Origin of the sequence: Pseudoruegeria sp. SHC-113, assembly GCF_025376885.1 — a bacterium.
Lineage (GTDB): Bacteria > Pseudomonadota > Alphaproteobacteria > Rhodobacterales > Rhodobacteraceae > Pseudoruegeria.
The window spans coordinates 568,701-589,199 of sequence record NZ_JAHUBR010000001.1 but is presented as its reverse complement, the minus strand read 5'-3'; the positions used below and the strand labels follow the sequence as shown (position 1 = coordinate 589,199).

Sequence of the window (20,499 nt, the reverse complement as noted above, 5' to 3'; positions counted from 1 at the left end):
TGACACAGGTCAGCCGCAGCAGCCATCGCCTGACTGGACGGGCGGACAAGGCACCGATCCGTAAGAGCAGTACACGCAGCAGTCGCCCGGCTTGGGCTTCAGCAACACCTTGCAAGTGGGGCATTCGTAGAACCATTGGCAGCAGTCCGTCGGCATGACGTTTCCTGTGCGGTGGCCGCAGGCAGGGCATGTGAGAACGCTCTCAAGGATCGGGGCGGAATCTGGCATCACCTAGGATGCTACAGGATCCGGCCCCGGTTTTCATCCCCGGCTACGCGCCCGGCCCGATCACAACGTTTGAAACAGCCTCCTCCGCCTGCAGCTCCTCGAAATCGAAATTGTCCAGCCGTGCGGCGCGGCGGCCGGCTTTCTCGGCGCTGATCTTGATCTCGGAGATGTCCTTGGCGGCCTGACCGAAGTGGCGGTCGAGGTTTTCGACGCGGGTGCCGAGGCGGTCCACATCGGCGTGCAGGAGGTTCAGCTCCTTGCGGATGTGGCTGGCCTGCTGGCGCATCCGGGCATCCTTGAGCACCGCGCGCATGGTGTTGAGCGTGGCCATGCAGGTGGTGGGCGACACGATCCAGACGCGCGCCGCGAAGCCTTCTCGCACCAACTCGGGGAAGTTCGCATGCAGCTCGGCGTAGACGGCCTCGCTCGGCAGGAACATCAGCGCGCCATCAGCGGTTTCGCCTTCGATGATGTATTTCTCGCTGATGTCCTTGATGTGTTTCTTCACCGAGGTGCGCAGCATCCTTGCGGCCTCCTGCACCTGCGCCGGGGTCTCGGCGCGGCGCAGGGCCTCGTAGGCCTCCAGCGGAAACTTGCTGTCGATCACGATGGGGCCCGGCGGGTTGGGCAGGTGGATCAGGCAGTCGGCCCGTTTGCCGTTGGAGAGCGTCACCTGCAGGCCGAAACTGTCCTTCGGGAGCGCCTTAGAGACGATGTCGGTCAACTGGATCTCCCCGAAGGCCCCGCGCGTCTGCTTGTTGGAGAGGATGTCCTGCAGGCTCAGTACGTTGCCGGAGAGTTTCTCGATGTTCTCCTGCGCCTTGTCGATGGTTTGCAGACGCTCCTGCAGCGCGGTGAGCGAGGTGGCGGTGGCCTTGGCCGAGCCCTGCAGGGAGGCGTTCATCTTCTCCTGCACCTCGGCGAGGCTGCGGGAGGTGGCGAGCTGGATATTGGCGAGGTTCTCCTTCATCTGCAGCTGGCTCTGGGTCAGGCTCTCCTGCATCTGGAGTTGCACCGTGGCGAGGTTCTCGCCGGTGCTGCGCTGCACACGGGCGAGGTTTTCGTTGACGTTGAGCTGCACCTCGCCAAGGCGCTGCTCCATCAGGTTCATCAGCTGCGCCTGGCTCACCTGCTGGTTCTGCGACACGCTCGAGAGGCTGCCGGCGAGGTTGGACTGGCCTTGCGAAAGCTGCTCCACGCGCTGGCCCATGTGGCCCATTTGCCGGGCCAGCGGCTCCATCAGCCGCGCCGAGCGCCCCGCTGCGCGCACCGAAGCGATGAGCAGGCCCAGCACGATCAGCGCGGCGAGCCCCACGCCGAGCAGGAGCGGATCAGAGAGGGAGAGGGTGGTGTCGCCGAGTTGAATCATGGGGTTTGGTCTTTTGACTTTGGACAGATGCGCTAGACGCGGAGAGGGCAGCCACAGGCCGCCAGGTGGGGGTGAAGCCCCCGCCCGGGGGGGGGGGCGGCCGGGGGCTGCCCGGCGTGCCGCCGGGCGAAGGCTTAATCGACGCGCCGCCTCATGTCCGGCCAAACAGCCGCTCGATATCGGCGAGCTTCAGCTCCACGTAGGTGGGGCGGCCATGGTTGCACTGGCCGGAATGGGGTGTGGCTTCCATCTCGCGCAAGAGCGCGTTCATCTCTTCCGCGCGCATCCGGCGGCCGGAGCGGATGGAGCCGTGGCAGGCCACGCGCGACAGGATCGCCTCGATGCGCGCCTGCAGGGTGAGGCTTTCGCCAAGGTCATCAAGCTCATCCAGAATGTCGCGCAGCATGGCTTCGGCATTCACCTCGCCCAGAAGCGCAGGCGTTTCGCGTACGGCCACGGCATTGCCGCCGAAGGGCTCTATGGTGAGGCCGAAACGCGCCAATTCCTCTGTGTGCTCCAGCAGCGCGGCGCGGTCATGCTCGGAAAGCTCCACGATCTCCGGGATCAGCAGCGCCTGCGCGGCAACGCCGTTCTCCGCCATCTGCTTCTTCAGCTTCTCGTACACAAGCCGCTCATGGGCCGCGTGCTGATCGACGATCACCATGCCATCGCCTGTTTGCGCGATGATGTAATTCTCATGCACCTGCGCGCGGGCGGCCCCCAGCGGCAGGGCAGCGGGATCGCTTTCAGGGGCGGGCTCGATCACCTCTTCCACGCGGGCCGAGGGGGACGCGAAGCTTTCGGAGAAGCCCGGCATCGGGGCGGGGGCCTGCGCGAAGTAACTTAAGGAACGGGCCGCCTGCGAGGGGCGGTCCATCTGGTAGACACGCGGCGCGGCGGGTGTTTCGGGGCGGAAAGCGCCCAGCGTGGCCCCGGCCACAGTGGTGGAGGCGCGATGGCCTGCCGTCGCCAGCGCGTGGCGCAGGCCCGACACCAGAAGCCCGCGGGGGATGCCGGGATCGCGGAAGCGCACCTCGGATTTCGCCGGGTGCACGTTCACATCCACCAGATGCGGATCGCAGGTCAGGAAGAGCACCGCCGCCGGGTGGCGGTCGCGGCTGAGGAAGTCGAAATAGGCGGCCCGGAGCGCGCCGTAGAGCATCTTGTCCTTCACCGGGCGGCCGTTGACGAAGAGATACTGCGCCACGGCAGAACCGCGCGAATAGGTCGGCAGGGCGGCGTAGCCGGTGAGCGCGATGCCATCGCGCTCGGCCTCGATGCGCAGGGCGTTCTCGGCGAACTCCGCGCCGAGGATGCGGCGCAGACGATTGTGCAGAGCATCGAACAGATCACCGTTCTCGGGCTCGGTCCGGAATACCGTTCGCCCCTCGCCGCCGCCGGAGACATCGCGCAGGGTGAAGCCGACGAAAGGCTCCGCCATGGCGAGCCGCTTCACCACGTCGCCGATGGCCTGCGCCTCGGCGCGGTCGGTGCGCATGAACTTCAGCCGCGCGGGCGTGGCGTAGAAGAGATCCTTCAGCTCCACCACTGTGCCTTGCGAGAGCGCCGCCGGTTTCACCGGCTCAAGTCGCCCACCGGCCACGCGGATCACCGCGGCCTCCTCGCCTTTGGCGCGGGTGGTGATTGTGAGCCTGCCCACAGCGCCGAGCGAGGGCAGCGCCTCGCCCCGGAAGCCAAAGGAGTGGATGTCCAGCAGGTCGGAGCCGTCGATCTTGGAGGTGGCGTGGCGGGAGAGCGCGAGCGGCAGATCATCCGGCGCCATGCCGTGGCCATCGTCGGTGACGCGGATCAGGGTCTTGCCGCCATCGGCAAAGGCCACCTCGATTCGGCGCGCACCGGCATCGAGCGCGTTTTCCACCAGTTCCTTCACGGCGGAGGCCGGACGCTCCACCACTTCGCCCGCCGCGATCCGGTTGATCGCGGTTTCATCGAGCTGGCGGATCTCGGGCCGCTTCTTGGCGCTTATGTGGGGGGTGAAGGAGTTCATACTACAAGAAGTAGCATGTGAAGGCGCGATTCTGCCAGTGGGCATAAGTAAGGGTTTTCAAGTTGAATGAGGGCAGCGCCGTCCCGCGGGGTGGCGTGAAGCGCCGCCCCATGGGGGCGGGACGGCGCTGCCCGGCGTGCCGCCGGGCAAAGAAGGTCAATTCGTCGTCTCAAGCCCCTCCGGCTCGCCCACCACCACGAAATGCAGCGCATCGGCGTCCAGCAGGCGTTTGGCGACACGGGCCACATCCGCCTGCGTCACCGCCTCGACCTTGTCGTTGCGGGTCGCGATGTAGTCGATCGGCAGGCCTTGCGTCTGCATCCCAACGATGATGTTTGCGATGGTGCCATTACCGTCGAACCGCAGCGGATAAGCGCCGGTGAGATAGGTCTTGGCGTTGTCCAATTCCTCCTCACTCACGCCCTCTTCGGCCATCCGTCGCCACTCCGCACGGATCACCTCGATGGCTTCGGCCACGGCTTCATTGCCCGAGGCCACCTGCCCCTGCACGGTTTCGGCGTGGTCCATCGGCACGAGGAAGGTGGAGATGCCGTAGGTCAGCCCGCGCTTCTCCCGCACCTCCTCCATCAATCGCGAAGAAAAGCCCCCGGCCCCGAGGATCTGGTTCATCACGAAAGCGGCGAAGAAATCCTCATCGTCGCGCTTGATGCCTTCGTGGCCGAAGATCACCACCGATTGCGGCGTCGGGAAGGGCACAACGGTGACACCGCCTTCTAGCGCAAACTCCGCTTCGCCAACCTGCGGCGCACCGGTTTCGGGAAGGTCCGACAGCAATGCATCCATCAAGGCCGATAGCTCTTCGGGCGTGATATCACCCACCGCGCCCACGAAGACGCGGTCCTTCGCGATCACGCGGTCGCGCGCTTCAAACATGTCCTCGCGGGTCAGCGCGGCGATGCTCTCCAGCGTGCCGTCACGCGACGTGGCATAGGGGTGATCGCCAAAGGCCAGGGCATCGAAGGTGCTTGCTGCGATGGAATTGGGATCCTTCTCGTCGCTCTGGATGATGCTCACGACCTGCGCGCGCACGCGGTCCAGCGCCTCCTGATCGAAGCGGGTTTCCACCAGCGCCTTGCGCAGCAGCGCCACGGCCTCGTCCCGGTTTTCCGTCAGGAACTGGGCGGACACCGTGAGCGTGTCGTCGTAAACGTCAAAGCCGTAGCTCGACGCCAGCGCCTCGCGCGCCTCGGCAAAGCCGCGCGCGTCCAGATCGCCCGCCCCTTCCTCCAGAAGGCCCGTCATCAGGTTCACCGCCCCGCGCTTGCCTTCCGGATCAAGGTTCGCCCCGCCTTCGAAGCGCAGCTCAAGGCTGACGAAAGGGTTGCTGTGCTCTTCCACCAGCCAGGCGGTGAAGCCGCCTTCGCTGGTCACTTCCTGGATTTCCACCGCCGCGCGGGCGGGCAGCGCCAGAACAAGCGCCGCTGTCGCGGCCAGAACCATGCGCATCATCATTGGGTGACCTCCTCCGCCGCTTCTTCGCGCATCAGCCAGCCGGTGACGGCCCTGCGCTTATCAAACACCGCCTTCGCGGCATCGATCACATCTTCCTCGGTGACAGCCATCAGCACGTCGGGCCAGGCCTGCACGTCTTCCACGGTGAGCCCGGTGGTGAGCGCCATACCGTAGCGGCGGGCAGCGGACTGCACATCGTCGCGGGCGTAGATTTCAGACGCCTTGATCTGCGTCTTGATCCGCTCAAATTGAGCCGGGTCCACGCCTTCCTCAATGAACGCCTCAATCGCGCCGTCCAGCGCCTCTTCGGCCTCCTGTAGCGAGACACCTTCCTGCGGCACGATCACAAGGCCGAAGCTCGCATCATCCAGCGTGCCGCCGTCGTAGAAGGCCGCCGTGTAAAGCGCGGTTTGCTCTTCGAACTGTAGCTTCCGGGCCAGCACGGAGGTGGTGGAATTGCCGCCCAACAGGCTGGCCAGCAGGGTGAGCGCGGCGGCTTCCTGCTGATCGCCCGCCTTGCGCTGCGGCGCGAGGTAGCTGCGGGTCACATAGGGCTGGGAGACACGCGGGTCGCTGAAGGTGAGGCGGCGCTCGGAGAGTTGTGGCGGCTCCTGCGGGCGGGCGCGCTCGGGCAGGCCTTCGGTCGGCGCGATGGGGCCGTAATAGGTTTCGGCGAGGCGGCGGACCTCCTCCGGGTCCACGTCCCCGGCGACGATCAGAATCGCATTGTTGGGGGCATAGAAGCGCTCGTAGAAGGTGAGCGCGTCCTCCATGTCGAGCGTCTCCATCTCGTGACGCCAGCCGATGATCGGGATGCCGTAGGGGTGGTTGAGGTACTGCGCGGCGCGGCGCTGCTCGCCGAAGAGCGCGCCGGGTTCGCTGTCGGTGCGCTGGTTGCGCTCTTCAAGGATCACCTGCCGTTCGGTGAGGATGTCCTCCTCGGTGAGGCGGATATTGCGCATCCGGTTGCTTTCCATCTCCATCATCAGCTCAAGGCGGTCGGCGGCGATGCGCTGGAAATAGGCGGTGTAATCCCAGCTGGTGAAGGCGTTGTCGGTGCCACCATTGGCGGCCACGATGCGGGAGAACTCGCCCGCTTCCAGCTTGTCGGTGCCCTTGAACAGCAGGTGTTCGAGGAAATGGGCGATACCCGAGGTGCCCGGCGGCTCATCGGCCGCGCCCGCGCGGTACCAGACCATCTGCACAGCGACCGGGGCGCGGTGATCTTCGAGCACCAGCACGTCCATGCCATTGTCGAGGGTGAAGGTGGTGACATTCTCGTCCGCGAAGAGCGGCGCGGCCCATGTGCCGAGGAACAGCACGCAGGCGGAAAGGATTCGGCGCATCAAGGCCTCCGTTTTCAGCTTTCCCCTAACCTACGCGCAAGCGGGGCGGCTTCAAGACGTGGTTACGGGGATGTGAGGCGGAATGAATTGGCTGTCTGCTCGGTATCGGGATCCGCCCAACAGGCACTGTTGGGCCGCGCCGTCCCGCCCCCACGGGGCGGCGCGTTTGCGCCACCCCTCGGGACGGCGCTACCGTTGCCTAAATCCAGAGAGCACGGACTGCAGTGTTCAGGGCAAAATGCTTGTGTTCGCAGTACTTTAGTCCTGCTTCAGCTCCGGCGGAGCCGAAGGCGTCTTGACGCCGGCCCTACGGAAGCGCTGCAACTCGGCGCTCTGGTTCAGGGCCTGATCCTCATAGGCCTCGAAATAGACGTTCTTGCCCGCCCAGCGTTCAAACAGCAGCGGGCCTTTGCCCTTGCGGTACTCGGCATCTTCCTGCGCAAGCACCTGACGGATGCCCGGCGTCACGCCGTAGCGGCTGGCGTAATTCACGAGGCCGCCATCGGAGCGGGCGATGCCCTGCCCTTCGGCCAGCGCCGACGGCTTGCCGCCAAGGGCGGCCACGGCATCGGATTTGGGCGTCGGGTCCACGCGGTTGCCCGCGCCGGGCGTCGGCACCGGCAGGCTTGCGTAGTTTTCCGGGGTTTCCAGAGGCTTCGTCGGCAGGATGCCGAACTCATCCGGCGTGCCGTCCTCGGAGCGGATGTTCATGAGCTTGTGATCGCTGCCGCCACAGGCCGACAGCAGCGTGAGCGCGGCGAGGGCAACCGAAATGGCTCCAACCGTTCTGCGCATTCTCTACTCCTTGCCCGTCCTGTTCGGCCTTGCATTTCCGGCCCGCTTGCCAGGCTGTTTAACCCAAGATCGCCGCCCCGTCACGCGGGCTTTGACTCGCCGGTGAAAAAGATCAGCCCCAAGGCGCCTGCGAAGATCGCGATATCGGCGACGTTGAACGCATAGGGGTTGGTGAAGCCGCAGCAGGACATGTTGAGAAAATCCGCCACCGCGCCGTAGATGAACCGGTCGATCACATTGCCCATCGCGCCGCCGATCAGCACGCCCGCACTGATGAAAGCCATGGGCCGCGTGCCTTCCTTGCGGATCCACCACAGAACCCAGCCCGTGATCAGGAAGGCGATGGCGATCAGGATCCAGCGGGTCGTGTCGGACTGGCCCGCGAAAAGGCCGAAGTTGATGCCCTCGTTCCACGCCATGCGCAGGTTGAGGAACGGGGGCAGCACATCGATGCTGCCCACGGTTTTCAGATCGAGCGCCTGCACCACCCAGTATTTCGTGACCTGATCGAGCACGAAGATAAGGGCGGCAGTGATCCAGAGCAGGCGCATCGCGGGTCCTTAGTGGCGGAAGTGGCGCATGCCGGTGAAGACCATGGCAAGCCCGGCCTCATCGGCGGCCTTGATCACCTCGTCATCGCGCATGGAGCCGCCCGGCTGGATCACAGCCGTCGCCCCGGCCTCGGCGGCTGTCAGCAGGCCGTCGGCGAAGGGGAAGAAGGCATCAGAGGCCACGCAGGAGCCCTTGGTGAGCGGCGTATCCAGCCCCAGCGCCTCGGCCATGTCCTCGGCCTTGCGAGCGGCGATGCGGCAGGAGTCCACGCGGCTCATCTGACCCGCACCCACGCCCACGGTGGCGCGGCCCTTGGTGTAGACGATGGCGTTGGATTTCACGTGTTTGGCGACCTTCCACGCAAAGAGCAGATCCTGCATCTCTGCCTCGGTGGGCGCGCGTTTGGTGACGACCTTAAGATCCTCGATGCCGATGTGGCCGTTGTCCTTGTCCTGCACCAGCAGCCCGCCGGAGACCTGACGCACGGTGAGCGCAGCATCCTTGGGGTTGGGCAGGCCTTCGGTCGTGAGCAGGCGCAGGTTCTTCTTGGCGGCAAACACCGCCTTGGCCTCATCCGATGCGCCCGGCGCGATGACAACCTCGGTGAAGATCTTGGCGATCTCCTCGGCAGTGTCCTTATCCAGAGGCTGGTTCAGGGCGATGATGCCGCCGAAAGCCGAGGTGCGGTCGCAGTCGAAAGCGTTCTGGTAGGCCTCTTTCAGCGTTGCGCCACGGGCCACGCCGCAGGGGTTGGCGTGTTTGATGATGGCGCAGGCGGGGCCGTCTTCCGGCGCGAACTCCGCCACCAGCTCGAAGGCGGCGTCGGTGTCGTTGATGTTGTTGTAGGAGAGCTCCTTGCCCTGATGCTGGGTGGCCGTGGCCACACCAGGGCGGTTCGTGCCATCCACGTAGAAGGCGGCCTGCTGGTGCGGGTTCTCGCCGTAGCGCAGGGTCTGGGCCAGCGTGCCGGCCACGGCGCGGCGGCGCGGGGTTTCGGCCAGCGCCTCGGCCATCCAGGCCGACACAGCCGCATCATAGGCGGCGGTGCGGGAATAGGCGGTGAGTGCAAGGCTCTGGCGGAAGGGATAGGAAGTAGAGCCGCCGTTTTCCTTCAGTTCCGACAGAAGCGCGGCGTAATCCTGCACGTCCACCACCACGTTGACGAAGCCGTGGTTCTTGGCGGCGGCGCGGATCATCGCGGGGCCGCCGATGTCGATGTTTTCGATGCAGGTGTCATAATCGGCACCTTTGGCGACGGTTTCTTCAAACGGGTAGAGGTTCACGACCAGCAAATCGATGCCGCCGATGCCGTGTTCTTCCATCGCGGCCACATGGGCGTCGTTGTCGCGCAGGGCCAGCAGGCCGCCGTGCACGCGCGGGTGCAACGTTTTCACCCGGCCATCCATCATTTCCGGAAACTCGGTGATCTCGCTCACGTCCTTTACGGTGAGGCCCGCCTCGCGCATCGCCTTGGCGGAGCCGCCGGTGGAGAGCAGTTCAACCCCCATCCCCGCCAGTTCGGTGGCGAGCTCAATCAGCCCTGTCTTGTCGGAAACAGACAGCAGGGCGCGGCGGACGGGGGTGAGATCGGTCATTCGGGCTCTTCCTCAGAGGTCAGGTCATCCAGATACGGGACGTCCCGGCCAAGGTCGCGCAACCCCACGGGGGAATCCTGCGCCATGGCCAGCGTCCACGTGATGCGGGTCGCATAGTCCATTGCGCGGGCAGAGAGAACGATTTGTTTCGTCGCACGTGGCTTCAGGCGGGTTTTTTCCAGATAAACGCTCGGCTCAAGGCTCATTTGCGCCTTTCCGTGATAGCGGAACACCCAAATCTCGCCGCTTTTCAGGGCGAGCGACACGGCGGTGCCGCCCAGATCCACCTCCGCATCCACATCCGGGTGCAGGTGGAAGCGGATGGTGAAATGCACGCCCTGCAGACGGTTCTGTGTCAGCACGGCGTCAAACTGCGCCTTGTCCTCTTCCTCGACGATGGCGAGCGTATCTTCCCCGGCCAGTTCGCGCCCGTCAAAGCGCAGATCGAGTTGGCGGATATGGGTGAGGCCGTGGGTTTTCACGTAGCCATCATGCCCGGCCTGAAACCCCATGCCGGCAGGGCCTGACGAGAGCCTGTAGCGCACATCGCTGGGCGTGTCGGTGAGCAGGAGCTTCTCCTCCTCGCGCACCAGCCCGCCGGTGCCGAGCCGGGAAGAGGAATAGCCCTCGATCCCCAGCGTGGAATGGCTGGCCGTGGCGCGCCCTGCCCGCCGCCATGTTTCGCCGAAAGAGACGCCCGAGCCGCAGTTCACGATCACCGGGCGGCGGCCTTCCGTCATTTCGAAGGCCAGCGTGGAGGCATGGCCATCGCGCGAGACCCAGCCGCGCGGCGGGGCGGAGGCATCCACGATCACGCTGGCGCGCCCGCCGTGCAGCCGCGCAAAGCCCATCGCCAGCCCGTCCAGCGGCTTGGGGCGCACCCCGGCCGCCGAGAGCGCGTGATCCAGACGGCCTTCCAGCCCGCGCCCGCCACCGTGAAACCGTGCAAGCCCGCCGTCATTGTGGCGCAGCGCGCGCAGGGTGGGGGCGATGCGTTCGATCGCGGCGAGGTGCTCGGGGTGCGGCGTGCGGCCTTCTTCGTGCAGGGCGTCCGACGTCCAGACGAGCAGCGTGAAAACTTCCAGCAGCTCCTCGGGGTTGCGGGTGGGGATGCCGCCTTCGATGTTGACCTGCTCGGCGCACTCCCGCCCCAGCGCCCGCACCGCGGATGGCACGAAACGCTCCATGCCTTCCAGCGAGAGTCCGGCGTAGATCAGCCCGCAAAGGGCTTCGAATCGCGGCAGGCCCGGCTGGGCGCTTTGCCAGCGTTTGGAGAGGAAGACCGTCTGCTGCGCGAGGGAGCGGAAGAATTGTTCGCTGGCCGGTTTCTCCAGCCCGTTCAGGATCACCAGCGCGTGGTTGATCCAGCGGATCAGGCGGCGGCCTGTCAGATCGGGTGTCCAACCAGCCCCCCCACCGCGCCCGTAGCGGCGCACCCAATCCATCACCCAGGCGCGGGCGGCTTCGCGGGCGCGGGCGTCGTTCAATGCGGCCAGATCGTCGAGCCAGGCGCAGCCCTGCACCTCCTCCTCGAAGCGCGGCGCGGGCACCGGCACCTCCCAGATCGAATCCGCATCCGAGCGCACCAAGTAGCCTGCGAAAAGGAAATTGCCGCTGGTCAACTGACGCCCCCGCGCGAAGGAGCCGATGCTGCGCGGTTCGGGCTGGGAAACAAGCGCCGTGGCCGGGCGCGTCAGCGCGCTGCGCCGCGCGGTGTAGCGGTTCATCCAGCGCCGACGGCGCGCGCGGAAAGTCTCGGATGTGGCCACCGATGGTGCCTCTTTACGTCCTGCCCAGCTGCAACTTGAAGTGCGCGATTATCGTTGCCCGCCATCATAGGCGGCGGGCCGGGGCGCTGTCATGCGCTAATCCGGGCGCGCGCGATCTGCACGCCCGCCCGTTGCAGCTTTGCGCCGAGCGCGGCGAACGGGCTCAATCCTTGCGCAGCGCGGCGATGTAGAAGCCGTCCATCCCGCCGGCCTCGGCCCAGTAATCCGGGCGCAGGCGCAAGCCGCCTTCGGGCGTTTTCCACGAAGGATCGATGCCGGGCACGTCCAAAGCGGCCGAATCGACGCGCAGGCCGGGGTGGCGCTTGAGCGCGTCCTCGATCTGGATCTCGCCCTCATCGGGCAGCAGCGAGCAGGTGCAGAAGATCAGCCGCCCGCCCGGTGCGAGCAGGGTGAGCGCGTGGTCGATAAGCCGTTCTTGCAATGCAAAGAGGCCGGGAAAATCGGCCCCGTCCTTGGCGTGGGGCAGATCGGGGTGGCGGCGGATGGTGCCTGTCGCGGTGCAGGGGGCATCCAGAAGGATGGCGTCAAAGCCGGTTTCGGAAAACTCCAGCGCATCGCCGACAACGCAGCTGGCGGTGAGCTGCGTGCGGGCGAGGTTCTCCTGCACGCGGGCCATGCGGTGCTCGGAAATGTCGAGCGCAGTGACCTGCGCCCCGGCGGCGGCCATCTGCATCGTCTTGCCGCCCGGTGCGGCGCAGAGATCAAGGAGCTTCTCGCCCGGCTTGGGCGCGAGCACCTGCACGGGCAGCGCGGCGGCGGCATCCTGCACCCACCATGCGCCCTCCGTGTAGCCCGGAAGCGCGGAGACCTGCCCGGCATCCGTGAGCCGCAGCGAGCCCGTGGGCAGGCGCGTGCCAATGAGTTTACTGGCCCACTCCGTGCCTGGTTTCAGGCTCAGATCCAGCGGCGCGCCTTTTGCGTGGGCGGCTTCCATCGCCTCCACGGCTGCCTTGCCATAGTCGGCCACCATCTGCTTGCGCAGCCATTTGGGCAGCTTGGGCGGCGGCAGCGCGGCCCAGTCCGCCGGTCCGGTTTCTGCGAGTTTGCGCAGCACGGCGTTGATCATGCCGGCCTGATGCTGGCTGTGGCGGCCCTTGCGCGCGATTTCCACCAGCGCGTTGATCACGCCATGCGGGGCCGCGCCATCGGCACAGATTTCATAGGTGCCGAGCCGCAGGATGTTATGGACAGGCAGCGCTGGCCGTTTGCGCAGATGGGGGCCGAGCAATTTGTCAGCCCGCTCCATCTGGCGCAGGGTTTCCGTGACCAGACGCTGCGCGCGGGCACGGTCCGGCGCGGAGAGGCGGCCCATCGGACCAGCCTCGCCGCCCATCTCCGACAGCAGCCGCTGCTCTTCCAGAACGCCGTCAAGCAGGCGCAGGGCGGCGCGGCGGGCGGCGATGCCTTGGGTGTCGGATGCGGGTTTGGCCATGGGCGCGCTTTCGTGTCACTTGAGCTTGGGATGGCCTGCCGTATATCAAGGGCACGCCCCAAGCAAGGAAGAGCGCCATGTCTGACACGCCTGAGACCCCTGCCGATCTGCCGCCCGCCGCCCAGCGCGCGCTGGCCGAAGCGCAGGTGCGCCGCGAGAAGGCGCAAGCCGAAGCCAAGGCGCGGCCCACGGAGCTTGGCGGCCGCGATGGGCCGGAACCGGTGCGCTTTGGCGACTGGGAGAAGAAGGGCCTCGCCGTCGATTTCTGATCGCGAAGCCGTGCTGGCGACGGGCCAATTCCACGGCCCGGCAAGTGAAATCGTCCAAACCATTGGCTGTTTGGGTGTGTGTCGTTTCTTTGATGACGCGGATCGCTTGCGATCCGCTTCGCGCCCGACCCGCCCCCCAGGGCGGGCGCGAAATGCGCCCACCCTCGGGTCGAGCGCTTCGCTCGTGTTGGCGCCGTGGCGCGTCGACAGCGCTGTCGAGAGGCGTTGACGTGTAGGCCCCTACAGCCCCAGCACGTCCATCATATCGTATTCGCCGGGCTTCTGATCCTGCCCCCAGAGCGCGGCCTTAAGCGCGCCGCGGGCGAAGATCGCGCGGTCGGTGGCGAGGTGGCGCAGCACGATACGCTCGCCGGGGGCGGCGAACATCACGTCGTGCTCGCCCACGATGTCACCGCCGCGAATGGCGGTGAAGCCGATGTCGCCGCGCTTGCGCGCACCGGTGATGCCGTCGCGGCCCCGGTCCGACACATCGGAAAGCGCAACGCCCCGCCCCTCTGCCGCCGCTTCGCCCAGCATAAGCGCCGTGCCGGAGGGCGCATCGACCTTGTGGTGGTGGTGGGCTTCGATGATCTCGATGTCGAAATCCTCGTCCAGCGCGGCGGCCACTTTCTGCGTCAGCTTCACCAGCAGGTTCACGCCAAGGCTCATGTTGCCCGCACGCACGATCACCGCATGGCGGGCGGCGGGCTCGAGCTTGGCGATTTCCTCTTCACTCATGCCGGTGGTGCCGATCACATGCACGCAGCGCGCCTGTGCGGCCAGCGCGGCGAATTCCACCGTGGCGACCGGCGCGGTGAAATCGATCACCGCCTGTGCGCGCGCGAAAGCCTCAAGCGGATCGTCCTCCACCAGCACGCCAAGGGGCGCGCCGCCCATGCAGATGCCCACATCCTTGCCCACCCAATCATGGCCGGGCCGCTCCAGCGCGCCCACGAGCTTTGCCTTCCCGCTCTCCTCAATGGTGCGGATCAGCATCTGGCCCATGCGGCCTGAGGCGCCGGTGACAACGATACCGGGAAGCGTGCTCATCTGTGGGATCTCCTCGCGTGAACGTGACGCTCCGTTTAGCGGCTCTTCGCCCGCTTGGCAAAGCCCCCTGTTGCAAGGGCTGCGCGCAAGGCGTAATTCACAGCCATGGCAAAGAACATCCATCACACCGGCGCGGGCCCTTCCCAGCGCCAGCTGCGCGTCGGCGAGTTGATCCGGCGCACCCTCTCCGACGTGCTGAACCGGGGCGACATCCACGACCCGGATCTCAACCGCATGTCCATCACCGTGGGCGAGGTGCGGGTGTCGCCCGACCTCAAGATCGCCACCGCCTATGTGCTGCCGCTCGGCGGGCAGGGCCGCGAGGATGCGCTGGCCATCCTGCGCCGCAACAAGAGCGAGCTGCGCCGTGCGATCTCCAAACAGATGTCGCTGAAATACGCGCCCGATCTGCGCTTCGTGCTGGACGAGACCTTCGACCGGATGGACGAGACCCGCCGCCTGCTCAATCAGGACAGCGTGCGCCGTGACACCGAATCCCGCCGGAGCGACGAGGAGGAATAGGTTTGCGCGCGCTCGGCATTGCCCTTCTGCTCTGTCTGGGCCCGGCGGTGTCTGCCGCCGAAGCCCCGGCCTGCACGGCGCAAAGCTTTGAAGGGGTGCGCTATTCCGTCTGCACCGCCAACGCGGACGATGACCTGCGCCTGTTTCATTCCGACAGCGAAGGCAGGCTCTACGGCGGCTTCCCGGCGGTGAACCGTGCGCTGGAGGCTGAGGGCCAGCGGCTCGCCTTTGCCGCTAATGCGGGCATGTATCACGACGATCGCCGCCCGGTTGGCCTGTTTATCGAAAACGGCGAAACCCGAAGCCCGATCGCCGATGGCGGCGGCTACGGCAATTTCGGCCTCACGCCCAATGGCGTCTTCTGCATCGAACCGGGCCGGCTCTCGGTGATCGAGACCCAAGCTTTCAGGGCCAATCCACCGGCCTGCACCTATGCCACCCAATCCGGCCCGATGCTGGTGCTCGGGGGCGACTTGCACCCGAAGCTTCTGCCCGAGAGCGACAGCCTTCTGCTGCGCAATGGCGTCGGTGTGAGCGAGGACGGCCAGCAGGCGTGGTTCGTGATGGCCGATGATCCGGTGAATTTCCACGCCTTCGCGCGTTTCTTCCGTGACGAGCTTGGCCTGCGCGATGCGCTGTTCTTCGACGGTAAGGTCTCCCGCATCTTCGCGCCGGAGCTGGAGCGCTATGATTCCGGGCTGGCGCTTGGGGTGATCCTTGGCAAGGTCGTGTCCGCCGAGGCGCTCTCCAACTGACGGGGCGTTGACGCCGCCCCGCGCAGCTTGTAGCAGGCGCGCCTTATCTGACTGGTGAAGAGGCCCGCGCGCGGGCCAGCGAAGGAGCCGCACATGGGCCGCAAGCGCAAGGGGCGTGACATTTCGGGCTGGCTGGTTGTCAACAAACCGGCCGGGATCTCGTCGAACGCGGTGGTGAACAAGGTCCGCTGGGCCTTTGACGCCAAGAAGGCCGGCCACGCGGGCACGCTGGATCCGGACGCCACGGGCGTTCTGGCCGTGGCACTGGGCGAGGCGACGAAAACCGTCCCCTATATCACCGATGCGCTGAAGGCCTACCGCTTCACCGTGCGGCTGGGGCAGGCGACCAACACCGATGATGCGGAAGGCGAGGTGATCACAGAAAGCGACGCGCGCCCCACGGATGCGCAGATCGCCGAGGCGCTCGCAGCGTTTCGTGGCGACATCCAACAGGTGCCGCCCAAGTTCTCCGCCGTGAAGATCGACGGCGAGCGCGCCTATAAGCTCGCCCGCGACGACGAAGACTTCGAGATCGCCGCGCGCCCGCTTTACGTGGAAGAGCTGGAGGTTGTGGCGCGCGAGGATGCCGATCACGTGACGCTGGAAATGGTCTGCGGCAAAGGCGGCTACGTGCGCGCCATCGCGCGGGATCTGGGCGCAGCACTAGGGTGCCACGGCCACGTGCGCGAGCTGTGTCGGATCTGGTCCGGGCCGTTCGAGATCGAGGACGGGATCGATTTCGAGTTGTTGAACGAGAAGGCCAAATCGCCGGAGCTGGATCAATACCTGCACCCGCTGGAAGTGGGGCTCGATGAGCTGCCCGAACTGCGCGCGACGGCGGAAGGGGCGACCCGTCTGAAGAACGGCAACCCCGGCATGGTGATCGCTTCTGATGTGGAATACGGCGATGAGGCCTGGGCCTCCTATGAGGGCAAACCGGTGGCGGTTGGCATCTACAAATCGGGCGAATTGCACCCGAGCCGGGTGTTTAACCTTTAGGATCAATCAGGTGCCAGCCAGAGACCTGGCTGCACTGCAGTTTTCCAAGGGCAGCAGAGACCCGCGGGATGGCGCGAAAGCGCCGCCCCATGGGGGCGGGTCGGCGCTGCCCGGCGTGCCGCCGGGCGTTCAAAGCATTAACCTGAGCGCTACTTCCCGCCAGCAAGCGGTCTCCCCAACGGCGCTGTATCCAACGGCTTGAGCACTTCAAAGATCCGCGCGCGCATCCATGCGGCCTGCGGGTTGGCCTCGGCCCTGCGGTGCCAGACGCCGATGATGGAGGCCGCAGGCAGGGGCATCGGCGGTGCGAAGAGCCGCAGCCCGTGCTGCGCGGCCACTTTCCTCGCCAATTGCAGGGGCACCAGCGCGATCAGGTCGCTCTCGCTCACCACCCGGCAAACGCCCGAAAACACCGGCACCGTCATCGCCACCTGCCGCGTGCGGCCCACCTGCGCCAGCGCCGCATCACCCATGGCGGCAAGCTTGCCCTCCGGCGAGAACAGCACATGCTGCAGGGCGCAGAACAGATCCAGCGGCATCTCGGCCTCGTCCCGCAGCCCTTTGATCCTTGGATGCCCTGCCCGCGCGATCACAGCAAACGGCGAGGAGAACATCGGCGCAGACTTGAGCCAACTGGGCAGATCTGTGTCCGGCACCAGCACCAGATCGGCCTCATAGCGTTCGAGGCTGGCGATGTAGTCGGTGGGAACCAGCTCCACCAGCTGCGCCTTCAGCCCCGGTGCCTGCCACGCCAGAAGCGCCCCGAGCTGCGGCATCAGGAGATCAGCAAAGAAATCGCTGCCCGCGATGCGGAACTGCCCCTCCGCCTGCGCCGGATCAAAGGCGCGTGGCGGGGCCAGCAACGCCTCCAGCCGCTCAAGCTCCGCCCGCAGCCCCTCGCGCAAGGCCTCGGCGTAATCCGTCGCCACCAGCCGGTTGCCGTGGCGGATGAACAACGGATCGCCCAGCGCATGGCGCAGCCGCCCCAACGCGCCTGAAACAGCCGATTGCGACATCCCCAGCCGCGCGCCCGCCTTCACGGTGGAGCCCTCCTGAAACAGCGCATCCAACACCTTCAGCAGGTTCAGATCGAAGGTCGCGAAATTCATCTGTCCGATACCCATTATCAAAAATAACCGTTTGAACGATACCATACCCTGCCGCACACTTCCTCCACCGAAAGCGCTTTCGCACCCCAAACGGAGTTTCCCCCCAAGGAGCGTTGCGATGAAAGACCTTGAAACCGACCCCGATGTCCGCCTCTGGAACGATGTCCGCTACAAGACGATCCTGCCCGCCTCCGCCACCGGCGGCGCCATGAGCATCGTGGACAGCCTCTCCCCACCCCTGAGCGGCCCGCCTAGGCACATCCACCACGACGCCGACGAGACCTTCGTCATGCTCACCGGTGCCTGCCGCGTTTGGATCGCGGGCGAGGAACGGCTCGCCGGCCCCGGTGAAAGCGTCTTCATTCCGCGCGGTACCGAACACACGTTTCAGGTCACCGCAGAGGGGCCAAGCCGCCACCTCGTGATCCTGACGCCGGGCGGGTTTGAAGGCTTTTTCGAAGAGATGGCGCAGGGCGCGTTCCGCATCCCCGACGACATGCCTGCCATCGTGGAGGCCGCCGCGCGCCATCACCTCACCTTCACCGGACCCCCATTGGAGCCCAGCCCATGAGCGAAAAGCCCACCGTCTACCACATCCCCGTCTGCCCCTTCTCGCAGCGACTCGAAATCCTGCTCGCCCTGCGCGGCACCCCCGATGCGGTGCGGTTCGAGGTGGTCGACATCACCAAGCCGCGCGATCCGGCGCTTCTGGCCAAGACGCGCGGCACCACGGCCCTGCCCGTTCTGGAAACCGCCGACGGCGCGATCCTGAAGGAAAGCCTCGTGATCCTGCGCTATCTGGACGAGGTGCTGCCCGGTGCGCCCCTGCGCCGGGCGGACCCTCTGGAGCACGCGGTGGAATCCATGCTGATCGGCAAGGAGGGCGCGTTTACCATGGCGGGCTATCTTTTCGTTATGAATCAGGATCGCGCCGCGCGCGAGGATCACCGCGAAAAGCTTTTGGGCCTTTACCGCGATCTTGGGGCCTTCCTTGAGCAGCACGCGCCCGAAGGCCCCTTCCTCTTTGGCGATTTTGGACTTGCGGAAGCCGTCTTCACCCCGATGTTCGCGCGCTTCTGGTTCCTTGATTACTACGAAGGCTTCCTGCTGCCCGACGCGCCCGACTACCGCCGCGTGGCGGAATGGCAAAGCGCCTGCCTCGCCCACCCGGCGGCGCAGCAGGTGAGCCGCGAAGAGGTGGTGAAGCTCTACTACGATTATGCGCTCGGGGCCGGAAACGGTGCACTCCCTGAAGGGCGCAGTGTATCGAGCTTTGCCTTCTCCCCGCCGTGGCAGAGCCGCCCGTGGCCACCGCGCGGCAAATATGGCCCCTCCGCCAGTGACGCCGCCCTTGGCCTTGCCTGAAGCGGCTAGGCGGCAAAATCCTCCGCCAGATCACAAGGGATGAGCCCGCGCAGCGCATTGCCCATGTAGATCGCTTCCGCCTCCATCAGATGGCGCGGCAGCAACGGGGCCACGCGCGCACGTCCGGTTTCAATCAAGTGGCGGCGCAGGACACCGGGCAGCACCCCCGCCGAGAGCGGCGGCGTGAGCAGAGCCCCACCCTGCCCCGCCACGAAGAGATTGGTGATGGTGCCTTCCGCGCAGGCCCCGCGCGTGTTGAGGAACAGCAGCTCATCCACCCCCAAAGGGAGCGCGGCGCGCGCGGTATCGTAGATCTGCCGCTCGCTCGTCTTGTGCCCCCGCCACGGATCGCGCGCCTCCAGACGCGCTTCGGCCAGCCCAAGCCGCCACCGCGCAGGCGTTGGCGGCAGGGGGAAGCGCTCCAGCCTGTGCGCGCCGTCCAAACCCATGCTCAGCCGCAGCCGCAGCGGCGCGTCGCTTTCCACACCCTCAAGCGCCGCGTGCATCTCGCGGCGCGCAAAAGGAATGCCCAGTGCGCGGGCGCTGTCGCACATGCGATCCAGATGCAGCCCCATGAAGCGCACCCCCTCGCCGTGGTGCCAGCCCATGGTCTCGAAGAGGATCAGCCCAGCGGGGGCAAGTCTGCGAAGCGCGCTTTCCACAGGGCCTCCTCGTATTCGCTCTCGGCGCGGCTGTCATAGACAAGCCCGCCCCCCACGTTCAGCCGCACCGCGCCGCCCTCGAACAGCGAAAGCGTGCGGATGGCGACGTTGAAACAGCTGCGCCCGTCCGGCGCCCACCAGCCGATCGCGCCGCAATAGATGCCGCGCGGCGCGTCCTCCAATTCGCGGATGATCTCCATCGCGCGCAGCTTCGGCGCGCCGGTGATGGAGCCGCAGGGAAAGAGCGCCGCCAGCAGATCGGCAAGCCCGACACCGGGCAAAAGCTGCGCCACCACGCGTGAGGTCATCTGATGCACGGTGGCATAGGTCTCGATGGTGAAAAGGTCCGGCACCTTCACGCTGCCCACCTCGGCGATGCGGCTGATGTCGTTGCGCAGAAGATCCACGATCATCAGGTTCTCGGCGCGGTTCTTCTCGCTCTCGGCAAGCCAGGCGCGATTGGCGGCATCGGCCTCGGGCGTCTCGCCGCGCGCGATGGTGCCCTTCATCGGCCGTGTCTCGATGCGGCCCGAGGCATCTGTGCGGAAAAACAGCTCCGGCGAACGCGACAGGATCTTCGGGCCGATCCCAAAATCCACATAGGCCCCGTGGCGCACCGGCTGGCGCGCCGCCAGCCGCTGGTAGAGCGCCATCGGATCGGCCTCCGTCTGGCTCTGAATCGGGAAGGTCAGGTTGGCCTGATAGATGTCACCTGCGCCAATGTAGTTGCGCACCTGCGTGAAAGCCTGTCCGTAGCGGTCGGCGCTCCAGACCGGCGCAAGCGGAGCCAACGCCCCGGCAGGCTCGGCCCCCAGCGCGCCTTGCGGCGTAGCGGGGAAGGCCCCAAAGGCCAGAAGCGGCGTATCACGATCCGAAGGAAGCCTATCCGCCAGCTTCGGCATCAGGAGATAACCAAGCTCGTAAGAGGCATAGCCCGCCAGCCAAAGCCCCGCCCGGCTCGCCGCGCCAAGCGCCTGCAGCGCGGCGGGCACCTCCTCCGGTTCCCAGGCTACGATCATGCGCGCCGGGGCGGCAAAGCGCTCCGGCCCACCACCGGGGCCCTGATCGAACTGGATGAACGGCTCCTGCACCGGATAGCTTCCCTTTCAGGCTGACTGCCGACCATTTAGGCCTTCCCACGCGCCCAGAACAGCCCCGGCGCGCGCTGTTCGCGCAAAAC

General features: G+C 66.4%; 20 protein-coding genes. 6 read left to right on the top strand and 14 right to left on the bottom strand.

Going from position 1 to position 20,499, the window contains the following annotated elements:
- Positions 1-9: 9 nt before the first annotated feature.
- From KVX96_RS02860 to KVX96_RS02815, 10 genes are all read right to left on the bottom strand, one after another.
- Positions 10-228: a GDCCVxC domain-containing (seleno)protein gene (locus KVX96_RS02860; protein WP_261192715.1), complete on the bottom strand. Its 219-nt coding sequence runs from the start codon at positions 226-228 to the stop codon at positions 10-12.
- Between the two features lie 43 nt (positions 229-271).
- Positions 272-1,597, bottom strand: a complete 1,326-nt coding sequence (locus KVX96_RS02855) for a DNA recombination protein RmuC (protein ID WP_261192713.1) — start codon at positions 1,595-1,597, stop codon at positions 272-274.
- Between the two features lie 151 nt (positions 1,598-1,748).
- On the bottom strand, positions 1,749-3,605 hold the full coding sequence (mutL, locus tag KVX96_RS02850; RefSeq protein ID WP_261192711.1) for a DNA mismatch repair endonuclease MutL: 1,857 nt from the start codon (positions 3,603-3,605) through the stop codon (positions 1,749-1,751).
- Positions 3,606-3,761: 156 nt separating this feature from the next.
- The gene (locus KVX96_RS02845) at positions 3,762-5,072 is read right to left on the bottom strand and encodes a M16 family metallopeptidase (RefSeq protein WP_261195367.1); all 1,311 of its coding nucleotides are present in this window, start codon (positions 5,070-5,072) and stop codon (positions 3,762-3,764) included.
- Positions 5,073-5,074: 2 nt separating this feature from the next.
- On the bottom strand, positions 5,075-6,424 hold the full coding sequence (locus tag KVX96_RS02840; RefSeq protein ID WP_261192710.1) for a M16 family metallopeptidase: 1,350 nt from the start codon (positions 6,422-6,424) through the stop codon (positions 5,075-5,077).
- Positions 6,425-6,682: 258 nt separating this feature from the next.
- On the bottom strand, positions 6,683-7,219 hold the full coding sequence (locus KVX96_RS02835) for a DUF3035 domain-containing protein (RefSeq protein WP_261192709.1): 537 nt from the start codon (positions 7,217-7,219) through the stop codon (positions 6,683-6,685).
- A gap of 80 nt (positions 7,220-7,299) precedes the next feature.
- The gene (gene lspA / locus KVX96_RS02830) at positions 7,300-7,770 is read right to left on the bottom strand and encodes a signal peptidase II (protein WP_261192708.1); all 471 of its coding nucleotides are present in this window, start codon (positions 7,768-7,770) and stop codon (positions 7,300-7,302) included.
- Between the two features lie 9 nt (positions 7,771-7,779).
- Positions 7,780-9,366: a bifunctional phosphoribosylaminoimidazolecarboxamide formyltransferase/IMP cyclohydrolase gene (gene purH / locus KVX96_RS02825; RefSeq protein ID WP_261192707.1), complete on the bottom strand. Its 1,587-nt coding sequence runs from the start codon at positions 9,364-9,366 to the stop codon at positions 7,780-7,782.
- On the bottom strand, positions 9,363-11,093 hold the full coding sequence (locus tag KVX96_RS02820) for a heparinase II/III family protein (RefSeq protein ID WP_261195366.1): 1,731 nt from the start codon (positions 11,091-11,093) through the stop codon (positions 9,363-9,365). Before KVX96_RS02820 ends, purH begins: the two co-directional genes overlap by 4 nt.
- Positions 11,094-11,298: 205 nt before the next feature.
- On the bottom strand, positions 11,299-12,588 hold the full coding sequence (locus KVX96_RS02815; protein WP_261192706.1) for an RsmB/NOP family class I SAM-dependent RNA methyltransferase: 1,290 nt from the start codon (positions 12,586-12,588) through the stop codon (positions 11,299-11,301).
- A gap of 77 nt (positions 12,589-12,665) precedes the next feature.
- Here KVX96_RS02815 and KVX96_RS02810 point away from each other — a divergent pair, with 77 nt between their 5' ends.
- Positions 12,666-12,857 carry a DUF1674 domain-containing protein gene (locus KVX96_RS02810; RefSeq protein ID WP_261192705.1) on the top strand — a complete coding sequence of 64 codons (192 nt, stop codon included), beginning with the start codon at positions 12,666-12,668 and terminating at the stop codon, positions 12,855-12,857.
- A gap of 240 nt (positions 12,858-13,097) precedes the next feature.
- Here KVX96_RS02810 and dapB read toward each other — a convergent pair whose 3' ends face one another.
- Positions 13,098-13,907 (bottom strand): 4-hydroxy-tetrahydrodipicolinate reductase, encoded by an 810-nt coding sequence (gene dapB / locus KVX96_RS02805; RefSeq protein ID WP_261192704.1) that lies wholly within the window; start codon positions 13,905-13,907, stop codon positions 13,098-13,100.
- A 105-nt stretch (positions 13,908-14,012) separates the two neighbouring features.
- On the opposite strand from dapB, the gene rbfA reads away from it, so the two are divergent.
- From rbfA to truB, 3 genes are all read left to right on the top strand, one after another.
- Positions 14,013-14,429, top strand: a complete 417-nt coding sequence (gene rbfA / locus KVX96_RS02800; protein ID WP_261192703.1) for a 30S ribosome-binding factor RbfA — start codon at positions 14,013-14,015, stop codon at positions 14,427-14,429.
- A gap of 2 nt (positions 14,430-14,431) precedes the next feature.
- A complete protein-coding gene (locus KVX96_RS02795; protein ID WP_261192702.1) occupies positions 14,432-15,184 on the top strand; it encodes a phosphodiester glycosidase family protein in 753 nt (250 codons plus the stop codon).
- Between the two features lie 93 nt (positions 15,185-15,277).
- Positions 15,278-16,183 (top strand): tRNA pseudouridine(55) synthase TruB, encoded by a 906-nt coding sequence (truB, locus tag KVX96_RS02790; RefSeq protein WP_261192701.1) that lies wholly within the window; start codon positions 15,278-15,280, stop codon positions 16,181-16,183.
- Positions 16,184-16,332: 149 nt separating this feature from the next.
- Here the strand turns inward: truB and KVX96_RS02785 are convergent, their stop codons facing one another.
- On the bottom strand, positions 16,333-17,307 hold the full coding sequence (locus KVX96_RS02785) for a LysR family transcriptional regulator (protein WP_314733084.1): 975 nt from the start codon (positions 17,305-17,307) through the stop codon (positions 16,333-16,335).
- Between the two features lie 103 nt (positions 17,308-17,410).
- Between KVX96_RS02785 and KVX96_RS02780 the strand changes: the two genes are divergently transcribed.
- Positions 17,411-17,863 carry a cupin domain-containing protein gene (locus KVX96_RS02780; protein WP_261192700.1) on the top strand — a complete coding sequence of 151 codons (453 nt, stop codon included), beginning with the start codon at positions 17,411-17,413 and terminating at the stop codon, positions 17,861-17,863.
- Positions 17,860-18,657: a glutathione S-transferase family protein gene (locus tag KVX96_RS02775; RefSeq protein ID WP_261192699.1), complete on the top strand. Its 798-nt coding sequence runs from the start codon at positions 17,860-17,862 to the stop codon at positions 18,655-18,657. The genes KVX96_RS02780 and KVX96_RS02775 overlap by 4 nt, the downstream gene beginning before the upstream one ends.
- Positions 18,658-18,662: 5 nt before the next feature.
- On the opposite strand, the gene KVX96_RS02770 is transcribed toward KVX96_RS02775, so the two are convergent.
- Together KVX96_RS02770 and KVX96_RS02765 are read right to left on the bottom strand one after the other, a co-directional pair.
- Entirely contained in the window at positions 18,663-19,319 is a 657-nt protein-coding gene (locus KVX96_RS02770; protein ID WP_261192698.1) for an aminotransferase class IV, read from the bottom strand.
- A complete protein-coding gene (locus KVX96_RS02765; protein ID WP_261192697.1) occupies positions 19,280-20,410 on the bottom strand; it encodes an aminodeoxychorismate synthase component I in 1,131 nt (376 codons plus the stop codon). Before KVX96_RS02765 ends, KVX96_RS02770 begins: the two co-directional genes overlap by 40 nt.
- Positions 20,411-20,499: the final 89 nt, after the last annotated feature.

Coding starts and splice junctions, on each gene's coding strand:
- KVX96_RS02860 (WP_261192715.1), bottom strand. CDS start 228: ATGCCAGATTCCGCCCCGATCCTTGAGAGCGTTCTCACATGCCCTGCC.
- KVX96_RS02855 (WP_261192713.1), bottom strand. CDS start 1,597: ATGATTCAACTCGGCGACACCACCCTCTCCCTCTCTGATCCGCTCCTG.
- mutL (WP_261192711.1), bottom strand. CDS start 3,605: ATGAACTCCTTCACCCCCCACATAAGCGCCAAGAAGCGGCCCGAGATC.
- KVX96_RS02845 (WP_261195367.1), bottom strand. CDS start 5,072: ATGCGCATGGTTCTGGCCGCGACAGCGGCGCTTGTTCTGGCGCTGCCC.
- KVX96_RS02840 (WP_261192710.1), bottom strand. CDS start 6,424: ATGCGCCGAATCCTTTCCGCCTGCGTGCTGTTCCTCGGCACATGGGCC.
- KVX96_RS02835 (WP_261192709.1), bottom strand. CDS start 7,219: ATGCGCAGAACGGTTGGAGCCATTTCGGTTGCCCTCGCCGCGCTCACG.
- lspA (WP_261192708.1), bottom strand. CDS start 7,770: ATGCGCCTGCTCTGGATCACTGCCGCCCTTATCTTCGTGCTCGATCAG.
- purH (WP_261192707.1), bottom strand. CDS start 9,366: ATGACCGATCTCACCCCCGTCCGCCGCGCCCTGCTGTCTGTTTCCGAC.
- KVX96_RS02820 (WP_261195366.1), bottom strand. CDS start 11,093: ATGAACCGCTACACCGCGCGGCGCAGCGCGCTGACGCGCCCGGCCACG.
- KVX96_RS02815 (WP_261192706.1), bottom strand. CDS start 12,588: ATGGCCAAACCCGCATCCGACACCCAAGGCATCGCCGCCCGCCGCGCC.
- KVX96_RS02810 (WP_261192705.1), top strand. CDS start 12,666: ATGTCTGACACGCCTGAGACCCCTGCCGATCTGCCGCCCGCCGCCCAG.
- dapB (WP_261192704.1), bottom strand. CDS start 13,907: ATGAGCACGCTTCCCGGTATCGTTGTCACCGGCGCCTCAGGCCGCATG.
- rbfA (WP_261192703.1), top strand. CDS start 14,013: ATGGCAAAGAACATCCATCACACCGGCGCGGGCCCTTCCCAGCGCCAG.
- truB (WP_261192701.1), top strand. CDS start 15,278: ATGGGCCGCAAGCGCAAGGGGCGTGACATTTCGGGCTGGCTGGTTGTC.
- KVX96_RS02785 (WP_314733084.1), bottom strand. CDS start 17,307: ATGGGTATCGGACAGATGAATTTCGCGACCTTCGATCTGAACCTGCTG.
- KVX96_RS02780 (WP_261192700.1), top strand. CDS start 17,411: ATGAAAGACCTTGAAACCGACCCCGATGTCCGCCTCTGGAACGATGTC.
- KVX96_RS02775 (WP_261192699.1), top strand. CDS start 17,860: ATGAGCGAAAAGCCCACCGTCTACCACATCCCCGTCTGCCCCTTCTCG.